This window comes from Streptomyces sp. NPDC043746 (assembly GCF_056436485.1).
Map to the genome: position 1 here is coordinate 72,092 of NZ_JBWKCM010000027.1, position 18,127 is coordinate 90,218.

The 18,127-nt window shown below is 72.6% G+C and carries 16 protein-coding genes; 11 read left to right on the forward strand and 5 right to left on the reverse strand.

Features of this window, described 5'->3' with window-relative positions:
* Nucleotides 1–7: 7 nt before the first annotated feature.
* From AC0682_RS25245 to rfbB, 5 genes are all read right to left on the reverse strand, one after another.
* Nucleotides 8–466, reverse strand: a complete 459-nt coding sequence (locus tag AC0682_RS25245; RefSeq protein WP_478535245.1) for a VOC family protein — start codon at nucleotides 464–466, stop codon at nucleotides 8–10.
* Nucleotides 467–469: 3 nt separating this feature from the next.
* The gene (locus AC0682_RS25250; protein WP_478535246.1) at nucleotides 470–1,594 is read right to left on the reverse strand and encodes a glycosyltransferase; all 1,125 of its coding nucleotides are present in this window, start codon (nucleotides 1,592–1,594) and stop codon (nucleotides 470–472) included.
* A gap of 91 nt (nucleotides 1,595–1,685) precedes the next feature.
* Nucleotides 1,686–2,879 carry an acyltransferase family protein gene (locus AC0682_RS25255; RefSeq protein ID WP_478535248.1) on the reverse strand — a complete coding sequence of 398 codons (1,194 nt, stop codon included), beginning with the start codon at nucleotides 2,877–2,879 and terminating at the stop codon, nucleotides 1,686–1,688.
* Between the two features lie 30 nt (nucleotides 2,880–2,909).
* A complete protein-coding gene (gene rfbA / locus AC0682_RS25260) occupies nucleotides 2,910–3,779 on the reverse strand; it encodes a glucose-1-phosphate thymidylyltransferase RfbA (RefSeq protein WP_478535249.1) in 870 nt (289 codons plus the stop codon).
* Between the two features lie 29 nt (nucleotides 3,780–3,808).
* Entirely contained in the window at nucleotides 3,809–4,837 is a 1,029-nt protein-coding gene (gene rfbB, locus AC0682_RS25265) for a dTDP-glucose 4,6-dehydratase (protein ID WP_478535250.1), read from the reverse strand.
* A 371-nt stretch (nucleotides 4,838–5,208) separates the two neighbouring features.
* Here rfbB and AC0682_RS25270 point away from each other — a divergent pair, with 371 nt between their 5' ends.
* The 11 genes from AC0682_RS25270 to AC0682_RS25320 all read left to right on the forward strand — a co-directional run bounded on the left by AC0682_RS25270 (nucleotide 5,209) and on the right by AC0682_RS25320 (nucleotide 17,979).
* Nucleotides 5,209–6,402: a 3-deoxy-7-phosphoheptulonate synthase gene (locus AC0682_RS25270; RefSeq protein WP_478535252.1), complete on the forward strand. Its 1,194-nt coding sequence runs from the start codon at nucleotides 5,209–5,211 to the stop codon at nucleotides 6,400–6,402.
* A 59-nt stretch (nucleotides 6,403–6,461) separates the two neighbouring features.
* On the forward strand, nucleotides 6,462–7,277 hold the full coding sequence (locus AC0682_RS25275) for a 2,3-dihydro-2,3-dihydroxybenzoate dehydrogenase (RefSeq protein WP_478535254.1): 816 nt from the start codon (nucleotides 6,462–6,464) through the stop codon (nucleotides 7,275–7,277).
* 125 nt (nucleotides 7,278–7,402) lie between these two features.
* Nucleotides 7,403–8,071, forward strand: coding sequence for an isochorismatase family protein (locus AC0682_RS25280; RefSeq protein ID WP_478535255.1), 669 nt, complete (start codon nucleotides 7,403–7,405; stop codon nucleotides 8,069–8,071).
* A gap of 4 nt (nucleotides 8,072–8,075) precedes the next feature.
* The gene (locus tag AC0682_RS25285; protein ID WP_478535256.1) at nucleotides 8,076–10,070 is read left to right on the forward strand and encodes an anthranilate synthase family protein; all 1,995 of its coding nucleotides are present in this window, start codon (nucleotides 8,076–8,078) and stop codon (nucleotides 10,068–10,070) included.
* Complete coding sequence (locus tag AC0682_RS25290; RefSeq protein ID WP_478535258.1) at nucleotides 10,064–11,278, forward strand: FAD-dependent monooxygenase; 1,215 nt, start codon at nucleotides 10,064–10,066, stop codon at nucleotides 11,276–11,278. The genes AC0682_RS25285 and AC0682_RS25290 overlap by 7 nt, the downstream gene beginning before the upstream one ends.
* Before the next feature lie 85 nt (nucleotides 11,279–11,363).
* Entirely contained in the window at nucleotides 11,364–12,446 is a 1,083-nt protein-coding gene (locus tag AC0682_RS25295; RefSeq protein WP_478535259.1) for a cytochrome P450, read from the forward strand.
* Between the two features lie 50 nt (nucleotides 12,447–12,496).
* Nucleotides 12,497–13,780 (forward strand): activator-dependent family glycosyltransferase, encoded by a 1,284-nt coding sequence (locus tag AC0682_RS25300; protein WP_478535260.1) that lies wholly within the window; start codon nucleotides 12,497–12,499, stop codon nucleotides 13,778–13,780.
* The gene (locus tag AC0682_RS25305) at nucleotides 13,777–15,228 is read left to right on the forward strand and encodes an NDP-hexose 2,3-dehydratase family protein (RefSeq protein ID WP_478535262.1); all 1,452 of its coding nucleotides are present in this window, start codon (nucleotides 13,777–13,779) and stop codon (nucleotides 15,226–15,228) included. Before AC0682_RS25300 ends, AC0682_RS25305 begins: the two co-directional genes overlap by 4 nt.
* A 35-nt stretch (nucleotides 15,229–15,263) precedes the next feature.
* Nucleotides 15,264–16,241, forward strand: coding sequence for a thiamine pyrophosphate-dependent dehydrogenase E1 component subunit alpha (locus AC0682_RS25310; RefSeq protein ID WP_478535264.1), 978 nt, complete (start codon nucleotides 15,264–15,266; stop codon nucleotides 16,239–16,241).
* A 33-nt stretch (nucleotides 16,242–16,274) separates the two neighbouring features.
* Entirely contained in the window at nucleotides 16,275–17,312 is a 1,038-nt protein-coding gene (locus AC0682_RS25315) for an alpha-ketoacid dehydrogenase subunit beta (RefSeq protein WP_478535265.1), read from the forward strand.
* Nucleotides 17,313–17,367: 55 nt separating this feature from the next.
* Nucleotides 17,368–17,979 (forward strand): dTDP-4-dehydrorhamnose 3,5-epimerase family protein, encoded by a 612-nt coding sequence (locus AC0682_RS25320; RefSeq protein ID WP_478535266.1) that lies wholly within the window; start codon nucleotides 17,368–17,370, stop codon nucleotides 17,977–17,979.
* Nucleotides 17,980–18,127: the final 148 nt, after the last annotated feature.

Here is an 18,127-nt window from a genome sequence, read left to right on the forward strand (position 1 = left end):
GCTCCAATCAGGGGAGGTCGGTGGAGGGGGCCGCGTCGAAGGCGGGCATGTGCGGGGCGCCCGGGTCCCAGGAAGCCACGAAGCGCGGCTGCCGGGAGGCATCCATCATTTCCAGGTCGACACCGAGGCTCTCGACCTTGTGGTAGGTGTACGGCCGGCCCAGCGGGCAGGCGCTGAACTGCTGGGCGAAACCGGCTTCGGACAGCCGCGCGGAGCTCGCCGTCACGTCCTCGGTCCAGTAGCCGAGGTGGTGGCAGCGGGAGCCCAGGGTCGAGTCCCAGGGGCTGCCCTCGGGGCCCTGGACGAGTTCGATGTAGGGCGGGCCGCCGCGGGTGAAGGCGAGCCGGTAGTTCCACTCGCCGAGGGAGTCCTCCAGGACTCCCGACCACTCGGCGCCGACGCTGCGTGTCAGGTCGTCCATGGCCCGCTCGATGTCGGACACGACGAAGCACACGTGGTAGAACACGGCTCAGGCCAGCTTCTCGATCACGTTCAGCACGTCGGCGGGCACGGGCATGGCGTTGGCCTCGTCGGCGAGCGCCCTGGCCCGATCACGGTAGGTCTCCCGGGTCAGCAGGTCCTCTGCGGCACCGGCCAGCGCGTCCGGGGTGTCGTCGCCGGGCAGGAGGCAGCGGGCGGAGCCGTAGGCGGCCAGGCGCTGCGAAGGGGCCACCAGCTTGGGCATGTTGGGCACGAGCAGCTGCGGAATGCCGTAGACCATCCCGGTGAGCGCGGTGCCGCCGCCCGCGTGGTGGACGAGCAGGTCGCAGGTCCTCGCCACCGTGTCGAAGGGCAGCCAGCCGACCTTGGTGCCGGTCGCCGCGCTCAGCTCGTCGGCGACCGCGGCCGGTGCGCTGACCAGCAACTCGGCCTCGAGAGGGGCCAGCTTGCGGACCAGTTCGACCAGGTAGTCGAAGAAGTAGCCGGGGGCCGTCTTGGTGCCGGCGGTGATGGCGACCCGGGGCGCGGACCCCTTGGCGTACATCCACGGCTCGATCACAGGCTGCTCGTTGCAGGGAATCCACCGCATCGAGATGCCCCGCGGGGCCTCGGGGTCGCGCACGCTGGGCGGGCAGACGTCGATCCACAGCGACTGGTCCGGGATGCCGTCCAGGCCCAGTGCCTCCAGTTCCGGCCGCATCTCGATCTCGGCGGCCACGTCCACGGCCTGCGGCTCACCGGAGTCCCACGCCTGGCGCACGTAGGGCACGCCGATGCGCGCGGCCAGGACGGCGGCCGAGTAGGTGAGCGTGCCGCCCACGACGACGTCGGGGCGCCACGTGCGAGCCAGTTCGAGGAGGGGCTCCTGGTAGAGCGCCGCCATGCGGCCGAAGGCGTGACCGATGGACCGCATGCGTACGTCGGGGTCGTCGGACGGGAGGACGGGCGCGCCGTCCCGGTCGGTGGTGATGTGGTGGCGGATGGGGACGTCGGAGACGCAGACACCGGCGAGTCCCGCGCCGGCGATCGCCGCCATCGTCTCCTGGTTGGAGGCGACGAGCACCTCGTGACCGGCGTTGCGGGCCGCCGTGGCCAGGGGGGTGAGCGCGTAGACGGTGGCGGGGCTGCCGCCGGTGACGAAGAGGATGCGCAAGGGAAGACCTCACTCGGAGTCGGGAAGGGTGTGCCGGGGGGGGGGAGGCCACAGGAAGGGGCCCTGGGCGGGCGCCCCCGGGCGGGCCGCATCAGGCGCGGGGCAGGGCGACTTCCTCGGCGGGCTCGGGGAGCTTCGCGGCCACGGGGGACGCGGGTTCCGCGGCGCGCCGGGGGCGTCCCCAGCGGCGCATGACCGGTGTTTCGACCCCGTGGTAGAGGCCCAGGGACAGCAGCAGGCTGACGACCAGGGCGAGCAGCGAGACCAGCACGCTCTGCACCGTTGTCAACGGGTGCGCCGCGCCTGCGAGTTGCTCAGCGATGCAGGCCAGCACGATGCCGTGCAGGAGGTAGAAGGCGAACGACACCTCGCCCAGGCGGCGCATCACCCGGCCCTTGAGGCCCGTGCGCAGGCCCTCGGTGTCGGCGGTGGCGAGCGCCGCGATCAACAGGGCGAGCGGGACGACGGTGACCGCCGCGACGGTGAACAGCATCGGGGTGTACACGCCTACGACGTACGCCGCGACGGTCAGCGCGGCGGCGGGCAGCACTCCGAGGCCGATCCACCGGCCGCTGAGGACCACGCGTGCCATCAGCATGCCGAGAACGAACTCGAGGAGCCGGGACAGCGGGAAGATGTAGACGAACCACAGGCCCTTGACGGAAACGCCGTCCAGCCACGACCCGACCGTCGGGAATGCGGGCGACGACGGGAGCAGGTGGGCGGCCACCAGCGGCAGCAGCATGACAGCCGCGGCGAAGCCCGCGGCCCACCACCACAGGCGGCCGGCGCGAATCCGGCCGACCAGGGGGAGCAGCAACGGGAACAGGGCGTAGAAGAGCAGCTCGCAGGAGAGCGACCAGCTGGCCCCGTTGACGCTGAGGAAGACCATCGGGTCGGATGACCAGGACTGCAGCAGGAGCAGGTTGAGCACGGCCGTGCCGAGGGGGGTGGCGGCCGCGGCGTACACGGCCATGGCCAGCGCGAAGGTCACCACGTGGTTGGGGAAGATCTTCACCAGGCGGCGGCGCAGCACCCGGGCATACGTCTCCCCCGGCCGCGTCGACCAGGTGAGGACGAAGCCGCTGAGGACGAAGAAGAACGAGACGCCGATGGTCCCGGCGGTCTTGGTGGCGGTCATCAGGCCGTCGGCGGCGCCGGAGCCCGCGGCGAAGAGGCCGCCGGTGGCGAGGTGGCAGACGAACACCAGGGCCGCGGCGACGAACCGGGCTCCGGTGAGGGAATCGAGGCGGTGGTGGCGCGCAGCACCCGCGGCGCTCTCCATGGGGGTCTCCTGAATCGGGGCGATGTGGGGTCAGACCCGGGCGAGGGCTCTGACGTGCCTGCCGTACACGGAGCCGGCGGTGAGCCGGTCGGCGAGCTCCCTGAGCTGGTCCATGCCGATGAAGCCCATGCGGAAGGCGGTCTCCTCCAGGCAGGCGATCTGCATGCCCTGGCGCTTCTGAAGGACCTGCACGTACTGGCCGGCTTCCATCAGGCTGTCGTGGGTGCCCGCGTCGATCCACGCGTTGCCGCGGCCGAGCTGGACGATCCGGCCGCGCCCCTCCTGCACGAGCAGGCGGTTGACGTCGGAGATCTCCAGCTCGCCGCGGGCCGAGGGCGAGATCTTCTCGGCGTAGGCCAGGGCGTCGTTGCTGTACATGTACAGCCCGGTGACGGCGATGTTGGACGGCGGTTCCACGGGCTTCTCCACGATGTCCACGAGCTCGCCGCCGGCGTCGAGCACGGCGACGCCGTAGCGTTCGGGGTCGGAGACGGGGTAGCCGAAGACGGTGCAGCCGTCGACCTCCTGCGCGGCTCGGTGCAGCGCGGCGGGCAGGCCCTGGCCGTAGAAGATGTTGTCGCCGAGGATCAGGCAGACGTCCTCGTCGCCCGCGAACTCCCGGCCGATGACGAGGGCTTCGGCGATGCCGCGCGGCTCGTCCTGCACCGCGTACCGCAGGTCGAGCCCGAGGTGGCTGCCGTCGCCGAGCAGGGCGCGGAAGGCCTCGACGTGGCTGCTGTTGGTGATGACCAGGATCTCGCGCATCCCGGCGAGCATCAGCACCGACAGGGGGTAGTACACCAGGGGCTTGTCGTAGATGGGCAGCAGTTGTTTGGAGCTGATGGTGGTCAGGGGCAGCAGTCTGGTTCCGGAGCCTCCGGCCAGCAGAATTCCGCGCATCGCGATGGGTTTCCTTGCCCTAGGAGCAGTCAGTTGACGGTGCCGGTCAGCGCTCCGGGCCGGTGGGCGCGGGGTGGCCGACCGGAACCGAGCGGGCGCCACCAGCCGGGGTTCTCCCGGTACCAGTCGACGGTGGCGGCCAGTTGGGTGTCGAAGTCGTGGAGCGGCCGGTAGCCGAGCTCGTCCCGCGCCTTGCTCCAGTCGACCGAGTAGCGCAGGTCGTGGCCCTTGCGGTCGGCCACCCGGTCCACCAAGGACCAGGTCCTGCCGGTGGCGCCGAGCAGCCGCCGGGTCAGCTGGCGGTTGCTCAGTTCCTTTCCGCCGCCGAGGTTGTAGATCTCGCCCGGGCGGCCCGCGCGGCGCACGAGGTCGATGCCCCGGCAGTGGTCCTCGACGTGCAGCCAGTCGCGCACATTGGCCCCCTCCCCGTACAGCGGGACGGGGAGTCCGTCGAGGAGCCGGGTGGTGAAGTGGGGGATGACCTTCTCCGGGTGCTGCATCGGGCCGTAGTTGTTGGAGCAGCGGGTGACGCGCACGTCGAGGCCGTGGGTGCGGTGGCAGGCCAGGGCCAGCAGGTCGGACGACGCCTTGGAGGCGGAGTAGGGGGAGTTGGGCCGTACGGGGTGGCTCTCGTCCCAGGAGCCGTGCTCGATCGACCCGTACACCTCGTCCGTGGAGACGTGCACGAAGGTGCGGACGTGGTGGCGGATCGAGGCGTCCAGCAGGTTCTGCGTCCCCAGGACGTTGGTCCGCAGGAAGGCGCCGCTGTCCTCGATCGAGCGGTCGACATGGGACTCCGCGGCGAAGTGCACCACCGCGTCGATGCCGGGCAGCAGCGCGTCGAGGGTGGCGCGGTCGCAGATGTCGCCGCGGCGGAAGCGCAGCCGGTCGTCATCGGCCAGGTCCGCCAGGTTGGCGGGGTTGCCGGCGTAGGTGAGCTTGTCCAGGACGGTGACCGCACGCACCTCCGCATCGGCCGACCGGAGCAGCATGCGGACGTAGTGGGAGCCGATGAAGCCCGCGCCCCCGGTGACGAGCAGGTGCGTGCCCTTCTGCATTTACCCCTCCTGGGAAATCGAAGCATGACGATCGGCCACCCGAAACAGCGCGACGACAGGAACCTAAATCAACCGGGAGAGGACTGTAAAGCCCTATCCCTTTGGGGCCGAAAACAATTACAGGTAAAGCGATGCGTGTAACCGCACATTCCTGAAGTCTTTGCAGGCAAACACATCAACACTGCAGGCAAAAACGCTTCTGAAGTGCACGTATCGGCACTTGACTGAGTTCGAACGAGGCACGTACCTTGCAGAGCGATTACGTGCCGCATTGCCGGTCGCGGCGGTCGAAATTCGACTTGGATCTCTTTTTGCACGCGAACTTCACGCCGCCCGCACGGGCATTTCGCCATTTCAGGAGGGGAAACCAGGTGGGGCAGAGTACGGCCGGATTCCACACGGTGAGGACCGAAGAGTCAGCCCCGGGCCCCCTCGCGGAACAGCAGCCTGGCTGGCCCGACCGGCAGTTGCTGGGACACGTCCGCGCGACGCTGGCCGGGCGCCCCGGCCTCGTCACCGCCGAGGACACAGCCCGTCTCAGGTCCCTGCTGGCCCAGGTGGCCGCGGGGAACCTGCGGATACTGCAGGCGGGCGACTGCGCGGAGGACCCCGCCCACTGCACCCCGCGCGGGGTGCGCGGCACCGTGCGCCTGCTCGACGAGCTGGCCGCCGCGATGGAGGACGGCACCGGACACGGGGCCCTGCGCGTCGGCCGGATGGCGGGCCAGTTCGCCAAGCCGCGCTCGCGGCCCACCGAACAGGTCGGCGACCTCGAACTGCCCTCCTACCGGGGGCCGATGGTGAACGCGCCAGAGCCCGATCCGGCCGCGCGCCGCCCCGACCCCCTCCGGCTGCTCCGGTGCTACGACCTCGCCGCCACCGTCCACTCGGCCCTGGCCGCGCAGGGGCGCGCACCGGCTCCGGCCGGCGACGCGTCCGTCTACACCAGCCACGAGGCGCTGCTGCTCGACTACGAGCAGCCGCTGCTGCGCGAACTGCCCGACGGTGGCGTGCTCTTGGCCTCCACCCACCTGCCCTGGGTCGGGGAGCGCACCCGACAGCCCGGGGGCGCCCACGTCCGGCTGCTCTCACAGGTCGTCAACCCGGTGGCCTGCAAGATCGGCCCCACCACGACCGAGGCCGAACTGCTGGCCCTGTGCGCCGCGCTGGACCCCGGCCGCAGCCCCGGGCGGCTCACCCTGGTCGCCCGGATGGGCGCGGATCGCGTCCGCACCGCGCTCCCCCCGCTGGTGCGGGGGGTACGGGCGGCCGGACACCCGGTGATCTGGCTGTGCGACCCCATGCACGGGAACACCGTGTTCGCCGCGGACGGCCGCAAGACGCGCGTCGTGGCGGCCCTCGTCGAGGAGGTCGAGGCGTTCCAGGACGTGGTGCTCGCCGAGCGCGGCGTCGCGGGCGGCCTGCACCTGGAGGCCACCGCCCGGGAGGTCGCCGAGTGCGTCTGGTCCTCCGACGAGGCCCCCGCGGGTCCGTACACCACGCTGTGCGACCCCCGGCTCAACCTGACCCAGGCCGGCCACCTCGCCAGGTCCTGGCACGCCTGACCCGGCGGCCCCTGAGGGGTCGATCCGGCCGAACCCCGAGTGACGTGAGGGAAGCAGATTTGAAGAACAGGGAAGACACCGGGAGGCGGGCGGCCACCGCGCTCGTCGGCGACGTCGCGCTGGTGACCGGCGCGACCGGCGGCATCGGTCAGGCCGTCGTGCGCACCCTCGCCGAGGCCGGCGTGCGGGTGGCCGCCGTCGACCTCGACACGCCCGCCCTCGCCGAACTGGAGCGGACGGCCCGGGACAAGGGCCTGCCGGTGACCGCGTTCGCCGCGGACGTCACCTCGCCCGCCGCCGAGGTGGAGGCGGTCGTCGCCGCGGTGGAGGAGCGACTGGGCCCGATCGACCAGCTCGTCAACGTGGCGGGCCTCATGCTCGCCGCGCCCGTGCTGTCGCTCACCGACGAGGACTGGGAGCGTACCTTCGCGGTCAACGCCTCCGGCGTCTTCCGGGTCTCCTCCGCCGTCGCGCGCCGCATGGCCGGGCGCGGCCGCGGCGCCGTCGTGACGGTGGCGTCGAACGCGGCCGTCGTCCCCCGGGCCGGGATGGCCGCGTACGCCGCGTCGAAGGCCGCCGCGGTGGCATTCACCAAGAACCTCGGCCTCGAACTCGCACGCCACGGCGTGCGCTGCAACGCCGTCTGCCCCGGCTCGACCGACACCGCCATGCTCCGCTCCTTGTGGTCGGACGACGACGGTCCCGACCGGTCGCTGCGCGGGTCCCTGGAGGACTTCCGCGTCGGCATCCCGCTCGGCAGGTTCGCCGCCCCTCAGGACGTCGCGGACGCCGTGGCGTTCCTGCTGTCCGAGCGGGCCACGCACATCACCATGCACGACCTCCAGGTCGACGGAGGCGCGGCCCTGGGCCGTTGAGGGCTGTCCCGCCATCCCTGCCCGGCCGCCTTCGGGCGGATGACGCGACGTCGAGGGCAGGTCCCCAGGTCGAGCCTCCGCAGGCCTTACGACACCCGGTCCGACTCCCGCAGGAGAAACTTCCCATGGCCATACCCGGCATCGACCCCTACCCCATGCCGCAGCAGGACGAGCTCCCCGCGAACACGGCCTCCTGGCGTCCTGATCCACGACGCGCCGCCGTCCTGGTCCACGACATGCAGCGCTATTTCGTGGCCCCCTTCCCCGCCGACCAGGAGCCCGCGCTCAGTCTGGTGGGCAACACCCGCAAGCTCGTGGAGCGGAGCCGGAGCCTGGGCATCCCGGTCGTCTACACCGCGCAGCCCGGGGGCATGACGGAGAGCCGGCGCGGTCTGCTCAAGGACTTCTGGGGCCCGGGCATGCGGACCGCGCCCGAGCACCGGGCGATCATCGAGGAGGTCGCGCCGTCCCCGCAGGACGCTCCGGACTCGGTCTTCACCAAGTGGCGCTACAGCGCGTTCCACGGGAACGGCCTGCGGGACCACCTCAGGCTCCTGGGCCGCGACCAGCTGGTCATCTGCGGCGTGTACGCCCACGTCGGCTGCCTGATGACGGCCGTGGACGCCTTCACCCATGACATCGAGACCTTCCTGGTGGCGGACGCCGTCGCCGACTTCTCCGCGTCCCACCACCGGTCCGCCCTGGAGTACGCCGCCGCGCGCTGCTCGGTGGTCCTCCCCACGGGCACCGTCCTCGCCGACCTCGGCGCGGGCACCCTCCTCGGGCAGGGCTGAGGCGATGGCATCCGAGGACTGTCGCTTCGGCGACCTCCTGGACCGCGTGCTCACCGGGGACGCCCCCGACTTCGCCATGCTGCACCGCCCCGAGGCCGTGGGCGACACGGTGGAACTCCTGCTCGGTGACGTGAGCGAGGTGACCCGGCTGGCCGACATCCCGCTGAACGCTCGGCCGCGGGAGGACGGGCCCGGCCACGAGACCCTCGTCCTGGTGCCCTACCGCCAGGTCGTCGAGCGGGGCTTCGCCTGCCATGACGACGGCTCCCCCCTGCTCGCCCTGAGCATCCTCCACCAGGCCACCCACCCCCTCGACGGAGCCCTGTCCCTCCTGCCCGACGTACCGGTCGACCTGTCGAACGCACGCTTCGACATGGACGACGCCGCGTATGCCTCACTGGTGCGCCGGGTCATCGAGGAGGAGATCGGCAACGGCACGGGGGCCAACTTCGTCATCAGCCGCGCCTTCACCGCCGACCTCACCCACTGGTCGCCCACCGTGGCACTGAGCCTGTTCCGCAGGCTGCTCGGCGGCGAACGGGGAGCGTACTGGACGTTCGTGGTGCACACCGGCGAACGGACCTTCGTCGGCGCCACCCCCGAGCGGCACATCAGCCTGTTCGACGGCACCGCCGTCATGAACCCGATCAGCGGCACACTGCGCTACCCGCCCGGGGGCCCGGGCCTCGACGACGTGATGCGCTTCCTCGCCGACTCCAAGGAGGCCGGCGAGCTGTGCATGGTGGTCGACGAGGAACTGAAGATGATGGCCCGCATCTGTGACGGGGGCGGTCGCGTCGTCGGCCCGTACCTCAAGGAGATGGCCACCCTCGCCCACACCGAGTACCTCATCCAGGGCAGTACCACCCGGGACGTCCGCGAGATCCTCCGCGAGTCGATGTTCGCCCCGACGGTCATCGGCAGCCCGCTGGAGAGCGCCTGCCGCGTCGTACGGGAGTACGAACCGCGCGGGCGGGGCTACTACAGCGGCGTCGTCGCCCTGATCAGCAGGGACGTCAACAGCAACCCCTCGCTCGACTCGGCGATCATGCTGCGGACGACGGCCGTCACGGGCCGGAGGCTGCGCCTCGCGGTCGGTGCGACGCTGGTGCGCGACTCGGACCCACTCTCCGAGGTGGCCGAGACGCATGCCAAGGCACGCGGCGTGCTCGGCGCCCTGGGCGTGGCGGGTTCCTCGGCGACCCGGCGGCCGGCCGGCTCCGGGCTCTGCGACCACCCGCTGGTGCGCGAGGCCCTGGCGGACCGCAACGCGGACCTCGCACCGTTCTGGCGGGACCTCTCGTCGACCACCGCCGTCCCGGCCCCGCTGCGGCCGTACGAGGGCCGGCGCGTCCTGGTCGTGGACGCGGAGGACAACTTCACCGCGATGATCGGCGTGGTGCTCCGCTCCCTGGGACTCCGCGTCGACGTACGTCGCTTCGACGACGCGGGCGACGCCGCCGGGTACGACCTGGTGGTCATGGGGCCGGGCCCCGGCGACCCCCGCGACACCGGCAGCGCCCGGATCGCCGCGCTGCGCGACTGGATCCGGCAGCTGATGGACACCTCGACGCCCTTCCTCGCGGTCTGTCTGAGCCACCAGGTGCTCGGTCTGCTCCTCGGATTGCGGCTGGTGCGCCGCGAGTGGCCCAACCAGGGCGTACAGAAGAAGATCAGCCACTTCGGTGAGCCCGTCGTCGTGGGTTTCTACAACACCTTCGCCCTGACCAGCGCCGACAGCGTGGTCGAGGTCCCCGGGCTCGACGCCCCCGTCGAGGTCAGCCGCGACCCGGAGAGCGGACAGGTGCACGGTCTGCGCGGCCCCGGCTTCGCCTCGCTGCAGTTCCATCCGGAGTCGCTGCTGAGCCGGGACGGCGTGGCCGTCCTGGCCCGGACGGCGGCCACCCTGCTCGCCGCGCCGGAGGACACTCCGGTGAGCGGCCCCGTCCTCGCGTCCTCCCATCCGTCCCCGTCGACCACGAGGTGGACATCGTGCTGAACATCGCCGTCGCGGGCGGCGGGATCGGCGGCCTCGCGTCCGCCCTCGCCGTCGCCCGAGCCGGGCACACCGCCCATGTACTGGAACGCAGCCCCGAGTTCGCCGAGCTCGGGGCGGGCATCCAGCTGGCCCCCAACGCCTTCCACGCCCTGCGGCGCCTCGGCGTCGCCGAACCGGTGGGCGCGCGCGCCGTGCGCGTGGAGGCCCTGCGCCTGCTGGACGCTCGCTCCGGGGCGCTGCTTACCGAGATGCCCCTGCACGACGCCTACCGGGAGAGGTTCGGCGATCCGTACGCCGTCGTGCAGCGCGGCGACCTGCACAGCGCGCTGCTGAGTGCCTGTCAGGAGCACGAACGGGTCGTCCTGCACCCCGGCACGGCCGTGACCGGCTACCGCGACACCCCCGAAGCAGTCCACGTGATCACCGCGGACGGACCGACCGTGGAGGCCGACGCACTGGTGGGGGCGGACGGCATCCGCTCCCGGGTGCGCGCCCAGATGCTGGGCGACGGGCCGCCGCGGGTCTCGGGGCACACCATCCACCGCACCGTGGTGCCGATGGCGGACGTACCGGCCGAGCTGCGCTGGAACTCGGTGAACCTGTGGGCGGGCCCCGGCTGGCACATGGTGCACTACCCCATCGCGAACGGCGAGAAGCTGAACCTGGCCATCACGCGCGACGACGGGGCGCGCGCTGCCGTGGCCGGTGTCCCCACCAGCCGCGACGAGGTGCTCGCGGGGTTCCCCGAACTGCATCCGCGGGCACGCGCCCTCCTCGCCCTCGGCCGGGAGTGGCGGACCTGGGTGCTGTGCGACCGGCCGCCGACCGGCACCTGGACCGAGGGCCGCGTCTGCCTGACGGGCGACGCCGCGCACGCCATGCTCCAGTACGCCGCCCAGGGTGCCTGCATGGCCCTGGAGGACGCGGTGGTGCTCGGCGAGGTGCTGGAGGGCGCGCCCGCGGACGTGGCCGGGTGCCTGGCCCTCTTCGCCGAACGGCGCGGCAGGCGCGCCGCCCGGGTCCAGGAGGTCTCCTCGTGGATGGGGCACGCCCTCTACCACCCGCGGGGCACGGCGGCCGTCGAACGCGACGCGATGCTCGCGTCGCTCTCCCCGGACGACCTGCTGGCGGCGGTGGACTGGCTGCACGGCCATGCCCTCGGCGGTCCGGCCCACCACGGTGGTGCCCGGGCGGTCGTGCTCACCTGACGCGCCGGGCCCGTCGCGCCCCGCCCGCTATCCGCAAGCCGTGACCAGGGGGCTCCTCGGCCCCCGCCAGAAAGGAACTCCCAGCGTGGACACCACCGAGCGCGGACTGGCGCGCCGACAACAACTGCGGCAGGCCCTGGTGTGGCTCGCCGCCGCGCGGGGCGACAGCCACGCGGCGCTGCTGCGGGGGCTCGACAGCGACCCCCGCGCCCACTGGCAGCGGCTGCGCGAGCATGCGCTGACCCGCAGCGGCACCGGCGACCGGGTCGCCGGGCGCCACGCGTCCGTCAGCGCCGCGCAGTCGGCCCCCGCCCTGCGCGGCGCCCCGCTCCTCGACCTCCCGGACGGTGGCGAGGACGCGCCGTGGCCGAATGCCGAGGCAGCGTCCCTGCACCACGCCGATCAGGCGTGGCAGCGGGCGCTGGGCCGCACGGGCGGCGGGACAGACCTGCTCACCGTCGCCCGCGACGCGGCCCTCGGCACCCTGGCGGCCGCGTGGGGGCTCGGCGCGGACGCCGAACAGGCCCTGCGCACCGCCGTCGCGCGGACCGCGGGAGCACTCGACGCACCCTTCTACGCGCAGGGCCGGGACCGCACCCTCGCGATCGCGGAGGCCATGGCGGACCTGCGCCACCTCGTCCCCGCGGATGCGCCGGGGGGCCTGGCCGTCGCCGTCGCCGGGACCGCGATGGCGACCGACCTGGTGACCGGCGCCGTCGCGTTCGGCCTCGCACCGGACGGCGAACCCTCCTGGGACCTGCTGGACCAGGACCCCGACCGCGCGCGGCGGGCCGTGCTGGAGACGCTGCGCCTGGCCCCGCCCGTACGCCTCGAAGCGGCGACCGCGGCGACCGGGTGCGTCCTGGGGGGCGAGGAGATCGCCGCCGGGGAGCGCGTGGTGTCGCACCTGGGGGCCGCCAACCGCGACCCCGCTGTGTTCACCGACCCGGACCGCTTCGACCCGGAGCGCTCCGGGGACGAGCTGGCCGCCGTACTGGTGCCGGGCGCGGCCCGCGCGGGCGCGCTGCCCTTCGCCGTCGCGTGCGCGGCGCGGGGCCTGGTCACGCTCGCCGCGCTCCGCCCCCGCCCCGCAACCGGGCCCCTGCTCCGCCGCACCGCCGCACCGGTCTCCCCGTCCCTGCTCGCCTGCCCCGTCGTCACGGGCTGAACGACGACGGCCCGCCACCACCGGTCGGGCCCAGTGAGGAAGTACCCAGCGTGAAGATCCTTTTCGTCAGCATGCCCCACCCGACGCACTTCCAGCCGATGCTGCCCCTGGCCTGGGCGCTGCGCGCGGCCGGCCACGAGGTACGGGTCGCCGGGCACCCCGACCTGACGGAGACGTCCACCGGGGCCGGCATGACCGCGGTGCCGGTCGGCTCCCCCGCCTGGTACGCCGATGACCCCTACGAACCCGGCCTGTACGGGCAGTTGATGGGCGAGGGCGCGTCCGACTTCCTGGGCTCCTTCGACTGGCCGATGACCGACGCGTCGGCCTGGAGCTGGGAGGGGCTGCTGGGCCTGGAGAAGGTTCTCGTCCCCGCACTGTTCACCGGGATCAACAACGACCCGATGGTCGAGGAGTTGCTGGCGTACGCCCGCCACTGGCAGCCCGACCTGGTGGTGTGGGAGCAGCTCACCGTCGCGGGCGCGGTGGTGGCCGAGCTCCTCGGCGTGCCGCACGCCCGGTTCGTGTACGGCCTCGACTTCATCGGCCGGGCCCGCGAGGCGTTCCTGCGGCGGTACGAGGAGCAGCCCCCGGCGCACCGCGAGGACCCGACCCGCGAGTGGTTCGAGCCGGTCATGCTCCGGCACGGCGGCTCCTGGACGGAGCGGCTGCGCACCGGCGGGTTCACCATCGACACCTCGGTGCCCAGCACGCGGCTGGACACCGCCGGCCCCGTCGAGGGGCTGCGCTACATCCCGTACAACGGTGCCTCCGTCGTCCCGGAGTGGCTGCGCGAACCCGCCGGCCGCAGGCGCGTGTGCCTGACCCTGGGGCGCTCCAACGAGCTGGAGAGCACCGGGGCCACGGTCGCCGAGATCCTCACCGGGCTCGCCTCCCTGGACGTGGAGGTCGTCGCCACGCTGGGCGGGGACGAGGCGGCCGGGCTCGGCCCGCTCCCGGACAACGTCCGGCTGGTGGACTTCGTACCGCTGCACGACCTGCTCCCCACGTGTGCGGCGGTCGTGCACCATGGGGGCATCGGCTCGCGGCTGACCGCGGTGCACCACGGCGTGCCCCAGCTGGTCCTCGGCTACGGCTACGACACGTGGATGATCGCCCGGCGCCAGGAGGAGCTGGACGCCGGTCTCGCCCTGCCGGCCGACGCCGCCACGGCCGACTCCGTCCGCGCATGCGTCGCCCGGCTCCTCGACGAGCCCCGCTTCGCCGCCGGAGCCGCCCGCATGCGGGACGAGTTGCTGGCCCAGCCCTCCCCCGCCGACCTCGTCGCCACCCTGGAGCGCCGGGTCGAGGAGTGGGCGGAGACGGCGCGATGACCGTCTCCGCGCTGCCCGCGGCCCCTCCCGCACACGTACCGCCCGCCCTGCGCCTGGCACGCTCGGCCGCGACCCTGTCCACGAGCGCGGGCACGGCCGCGGACTGCGACCAGTGGCTCGCCGAGTGCTCCGAACGCCTCGCCGCCGAGGTGGAGGCCGTGCCGCTGGACGCGCTCGTCGGCTGGCACCGCAGATTGGACACCGGCGATCTGGTCCACGAGAGCGGGCGCTTCTTCTCCGTGGGGGGCCTGTCGGTCGAGCGTCCGGGGGCGGTCGTCGACCGGTGGTGCCAGCCGGTCATCAACCAGCCGGAGACCGGCATCCTCGGACTGCTGATGACGGAGATCGACGGGGTCGCGCACTTCCTGATGCAGGCCAAGATGGAGCCCGGCAACCACAACGGGGTCCAGCTCTCGCCCACCGTGCAGGCCACCCGGAGCAACTACACCGGCGCGCACCGCGGCCGCCCGGTCCCGTACGTCGAGTACTTCCGCGACGCCGCACGGCACATGGTCCTGGCGGACGTGCGCCAGTCCGAGCAGGGCGCCTGGTTCTTCCGCAAGCGCAACCGCAACATGGTCGTCGAAGTCCGCGAACCCGTCGCCGTACGGGACGGCTTCCGCTGGATGACGCTTGGTCAGGTTCACCGGCTGCTGGCCCTGGACGACGTGGTCAACATGGACTCGCGCACCGTGCTGTCCTGTCTGCCCCTCGAAGGCCCCGCCCTGGACGAGGGCGCGCCGACGGGCCCGGACGCCTTTCGCACCGCGCTGCTCAGGTCCTGTGGTGCCGGGGCCGACGAGGGCGCGCACACGATGTCCTCGGTCCTGCACTGGATCACGGACGCCCGCAGCACAGCCGGACTGCGGGCCCGCACCGTGCCGTTGAACCAAACCGAGGGATGGCACACCGCGGGCGGCAGAATCAGCCACGAGAGCGGTCTCTTCTTCGACGTGATGGGCGTCCGGGTGCGCACCCGCGGACGCGAGGTGGACCAGTGGACCCAGCCCCTGGTCGCGGCCGGGGGTACGGGCCTGATCGCCGTCCTGACCCGCAGCATCGACGGCGTACTGCACGTACTCGTGCAGGCCAAGGACGAGCCGGGCCACAACGACACGGTCGAGCTCGCGCCCACGGTGCAGTGCAATCCGCGCAACTACTCCCTCCTGCCGCCCGCGGCCCGGCCCGCCTTCCTCGACGAGGTGCTCGCCGCCGGACCGGAACGCATCAGGTTCGACGCCGTCCTCTCCGAGGAGGGCGGCCGCTTCCACCACACCCGCAACCGCTACCTGGTCGTCGAGGCGGACGACGACCAGAGCGAGCGGCCCGGGTTCCGCTGGGTGACCCTGCGGCAGCTCACCGCCCTGCTGCGCCACAGCTACTACCTCGACGTCGAGGCCCGCAGCCTCGTCGCATGCCTGCGCAGCCTCCTGGTCGTGCCGCAGTGACGGCAACGACGACATCCCAGAGAAAGGACTTGACGATGGTGTCTTCCCGCGCCCGGCTGATCCGGGACATGGTGCGCATCCGCACCGTGGAGGAGGTGCTCGCCGACTACTACCGCGACGAGCAGGAGATGCGTACTCCCACGCACTTCTCCATCGGACAGGAGGCGACCGCGGTGGGCGTGTGCGCGGTGACGACCCCTCGGGACTGGGTCTACTCGGGGCACCGCTCGCACGCCCCGTACCTCGCCAAGGGCGGCGACCTCGAAGCGCTCGTCGCGGAGCTCTACGGCAAGGAGGCCGGATGCTCGCGCGGCCGGGGCGGCTCCATGCACGTGATGGACCAGGCCGCCGGGTTCGCCGGCTCCGCCGCCATCCTCGGTGAGATGATCGCCGCTGCCGTGGGCGCCGGATGGGCGTTCGCCCGGGCCGGCGAGCGGCGGGTGGCGCTCACCTATTTCGGTGAGGGGGCGGCGGACGAGGGCGTGTTCTACGAGTCGCTGAACTTCGCCGCCGTGCACCGCGTCCCCGTGGTCTTCGTCTGCGAGAACAACCAGTACTCCATCTCGTCGCCGCTCGGTGTCCGGCACGCCCCCGGCACCTCGGTGCGCGGTCGCGCCGAGGCGTGCGGGGTGCGGTCGCTCGCGGTCGACGGCAACGACGTGTTCGTCGTGCGGGACGCCGCCCGTGACGCGGTGGAGCACGCGCGCGACGGCCGGGGCCCGGTTCTGCTCGAACTCGCCACGTACCGCTGGCGTGCGCATGTCGGCCCCGGCCTGGACCACGACCACGGCTACCGCTCGCAGGAGGAGATCGAGTCCTGGATGGCGGGCTGCCCCATCGTGCGCGCCGTCGGCGCGGTGCGCGACGAGACCCCCGGCATCGACGCGCTGCTGGAGTCCTGGCGCGCCGAGTTCCGCCGGGAGGTCCACGCGGCGGTCGACCGCGCCAAGGACCTGCCCTTCCCCGACACCGCCGGGCTGCTCTCGGGCGCGTACCTGCCCGCGGCCCGCTGACCCCGGCACATTCCAGGCAAGAGGAGATCGGACATGCGCACCCTGACCTACTGGCAGGCCATCAGCGAAGCCACCGTGCAGTGCATGGAACGCGACGAGAGGATCTTCGTCGCCGGTGAGGGCGTCGACGACGTGGCCGGGGCGTTCGGCACCACGAAGGAGGCGTTCCGGCGGTTCGGCCCCGGCCGGGTGGTGGACATGCCCAACGCGGAGAACGCCACCGCCGGCATCGCGGTCGGAGCCGCCGCGGCGGGTCAGCGCCCGCTCGTGGTGCACGTACGCGCGGATTTCATGTTCCTGGCGATGGACGCCCTCGTGAACATGGCTGCCAAGTGGCGCTACACCTACGGCGGCGACAAGGGCGGCGTGCCGGTGGTGACCCGGGGCGTCGTCGGCCGGGGCTGGGGGCAGGGTTCGACCCACTCGCAGAGTCCGCACGCGACGTTCGCGCACTACGCGGGCCTGCACGTGGCGACGCCCGCCACGCCGGCCGACGCCAAAGGCATGCTCGTGCAGGCCCTGACCGGCGACACACCCGTCGTACTGATCGAGAACCGCAACCTGTACCCGCTCGTCGGCGAGGTGCCCGAGGAACCGGTGCCGGTCCCGTTCGGGGTCGGCCGGATCGCGCGCGCGGGCACCGACGTCACCGTCGTGGCGGCGTCGCTGATGGTGCACGAGGCGGAGCGCGCGGCCGAACAGCTGGCCGAGCGCGGCATCAGTGTCGAGGTGGTGGACGTCCGCAGCCTGCGGCCGCTGGACGAGGACATCATCTGCGAGTCCGTCGCCAAGACCGGCCGGCTCGTCGTCGCCGACACCAGCTGGGCGCGGTACGGGTTCACCGCCGAGGTGGCCGCAGTCGTGGCCGAGCACGTCCCGCACGCGCTGCGCGCCCCGGTCCGGCGCGTGTCACTGCCCGACAGTCCCGCGCCGGTCTCGCACCCGTTGGAGGAGGCGTTCCACCCGAACGCGAGCAGCATCGTGTCCGCCTGCCTGGACGTGTGCGGCGAGGCGGGTGCGGTGCTGCCGCGCCTGGCCAGCGTGAGCGCCGGCTTCCAGGGCCCGTTCTGAGCGCCCTTTCCCCCACCACCGCACGAAGTACGTCACACGATGTGAGGAGCAACCGGTGCAGGTACGCGAGTTGAAGATCGAAGGGGCCTACGCGTTCACCCCGCAGGTGTTCGGGGACCCGCGGGGAGTCTTCCTCTCCCCCTACCAGGAGGACGTCTTCACCGAGGCGCTGGGACGGCCGCTGTACCCCGTGGCGCAGTCGAGCTACAGCGTCTCCAGGCGGGGTGTCGTGCGCGGCATCCACTTCACCGCCGTGCCGCCGGGCATGGGGAAGTACGCCTACTGCACCCGCGGCAGGGCCCTGGACTACATCATCGACACCCGGGTCGGATCGCCCACCTTCGGCATGTGGGACTGCGTCGAGCTGAACCCCGTGGACTGCCGGTCGGTCCACATCCCGATCGGGGTGGGGCACCTGTTCGTGGCCCTTGAGGACGACACCACGATCGCGTACCTGCTGTCCACCGGGTACGAGCCGCAGCGCGAGCACGCCATCCACCCGCTGGACCCGGAAATCGCCCTGCCCTTCCCGGGCGGTCTCGACCTGCTGTTGTCGGAGCGCGACCGCACGGCTCCGACGCTCGCCGAGGCCGGGGAGCTGGGCATCCTGCCCGATTTCGAAGAGAGCCTGCGGCTCGACGCACGGTCGGGTGCGGTACGGAACTGAGGGCACCGCCGTCCGTGGCACGGCATGCGCGAACGCCGTGGGGGGGGGGGGGGGGGGGGGGGGGGGGGGGCGGAGGGGGGGGGGGGGGGGGGGGGGGGGGAGAGGAAGAGGGGGGCGGGGGGTGGTGTCTGTTGGAGCCTGCGTTGAG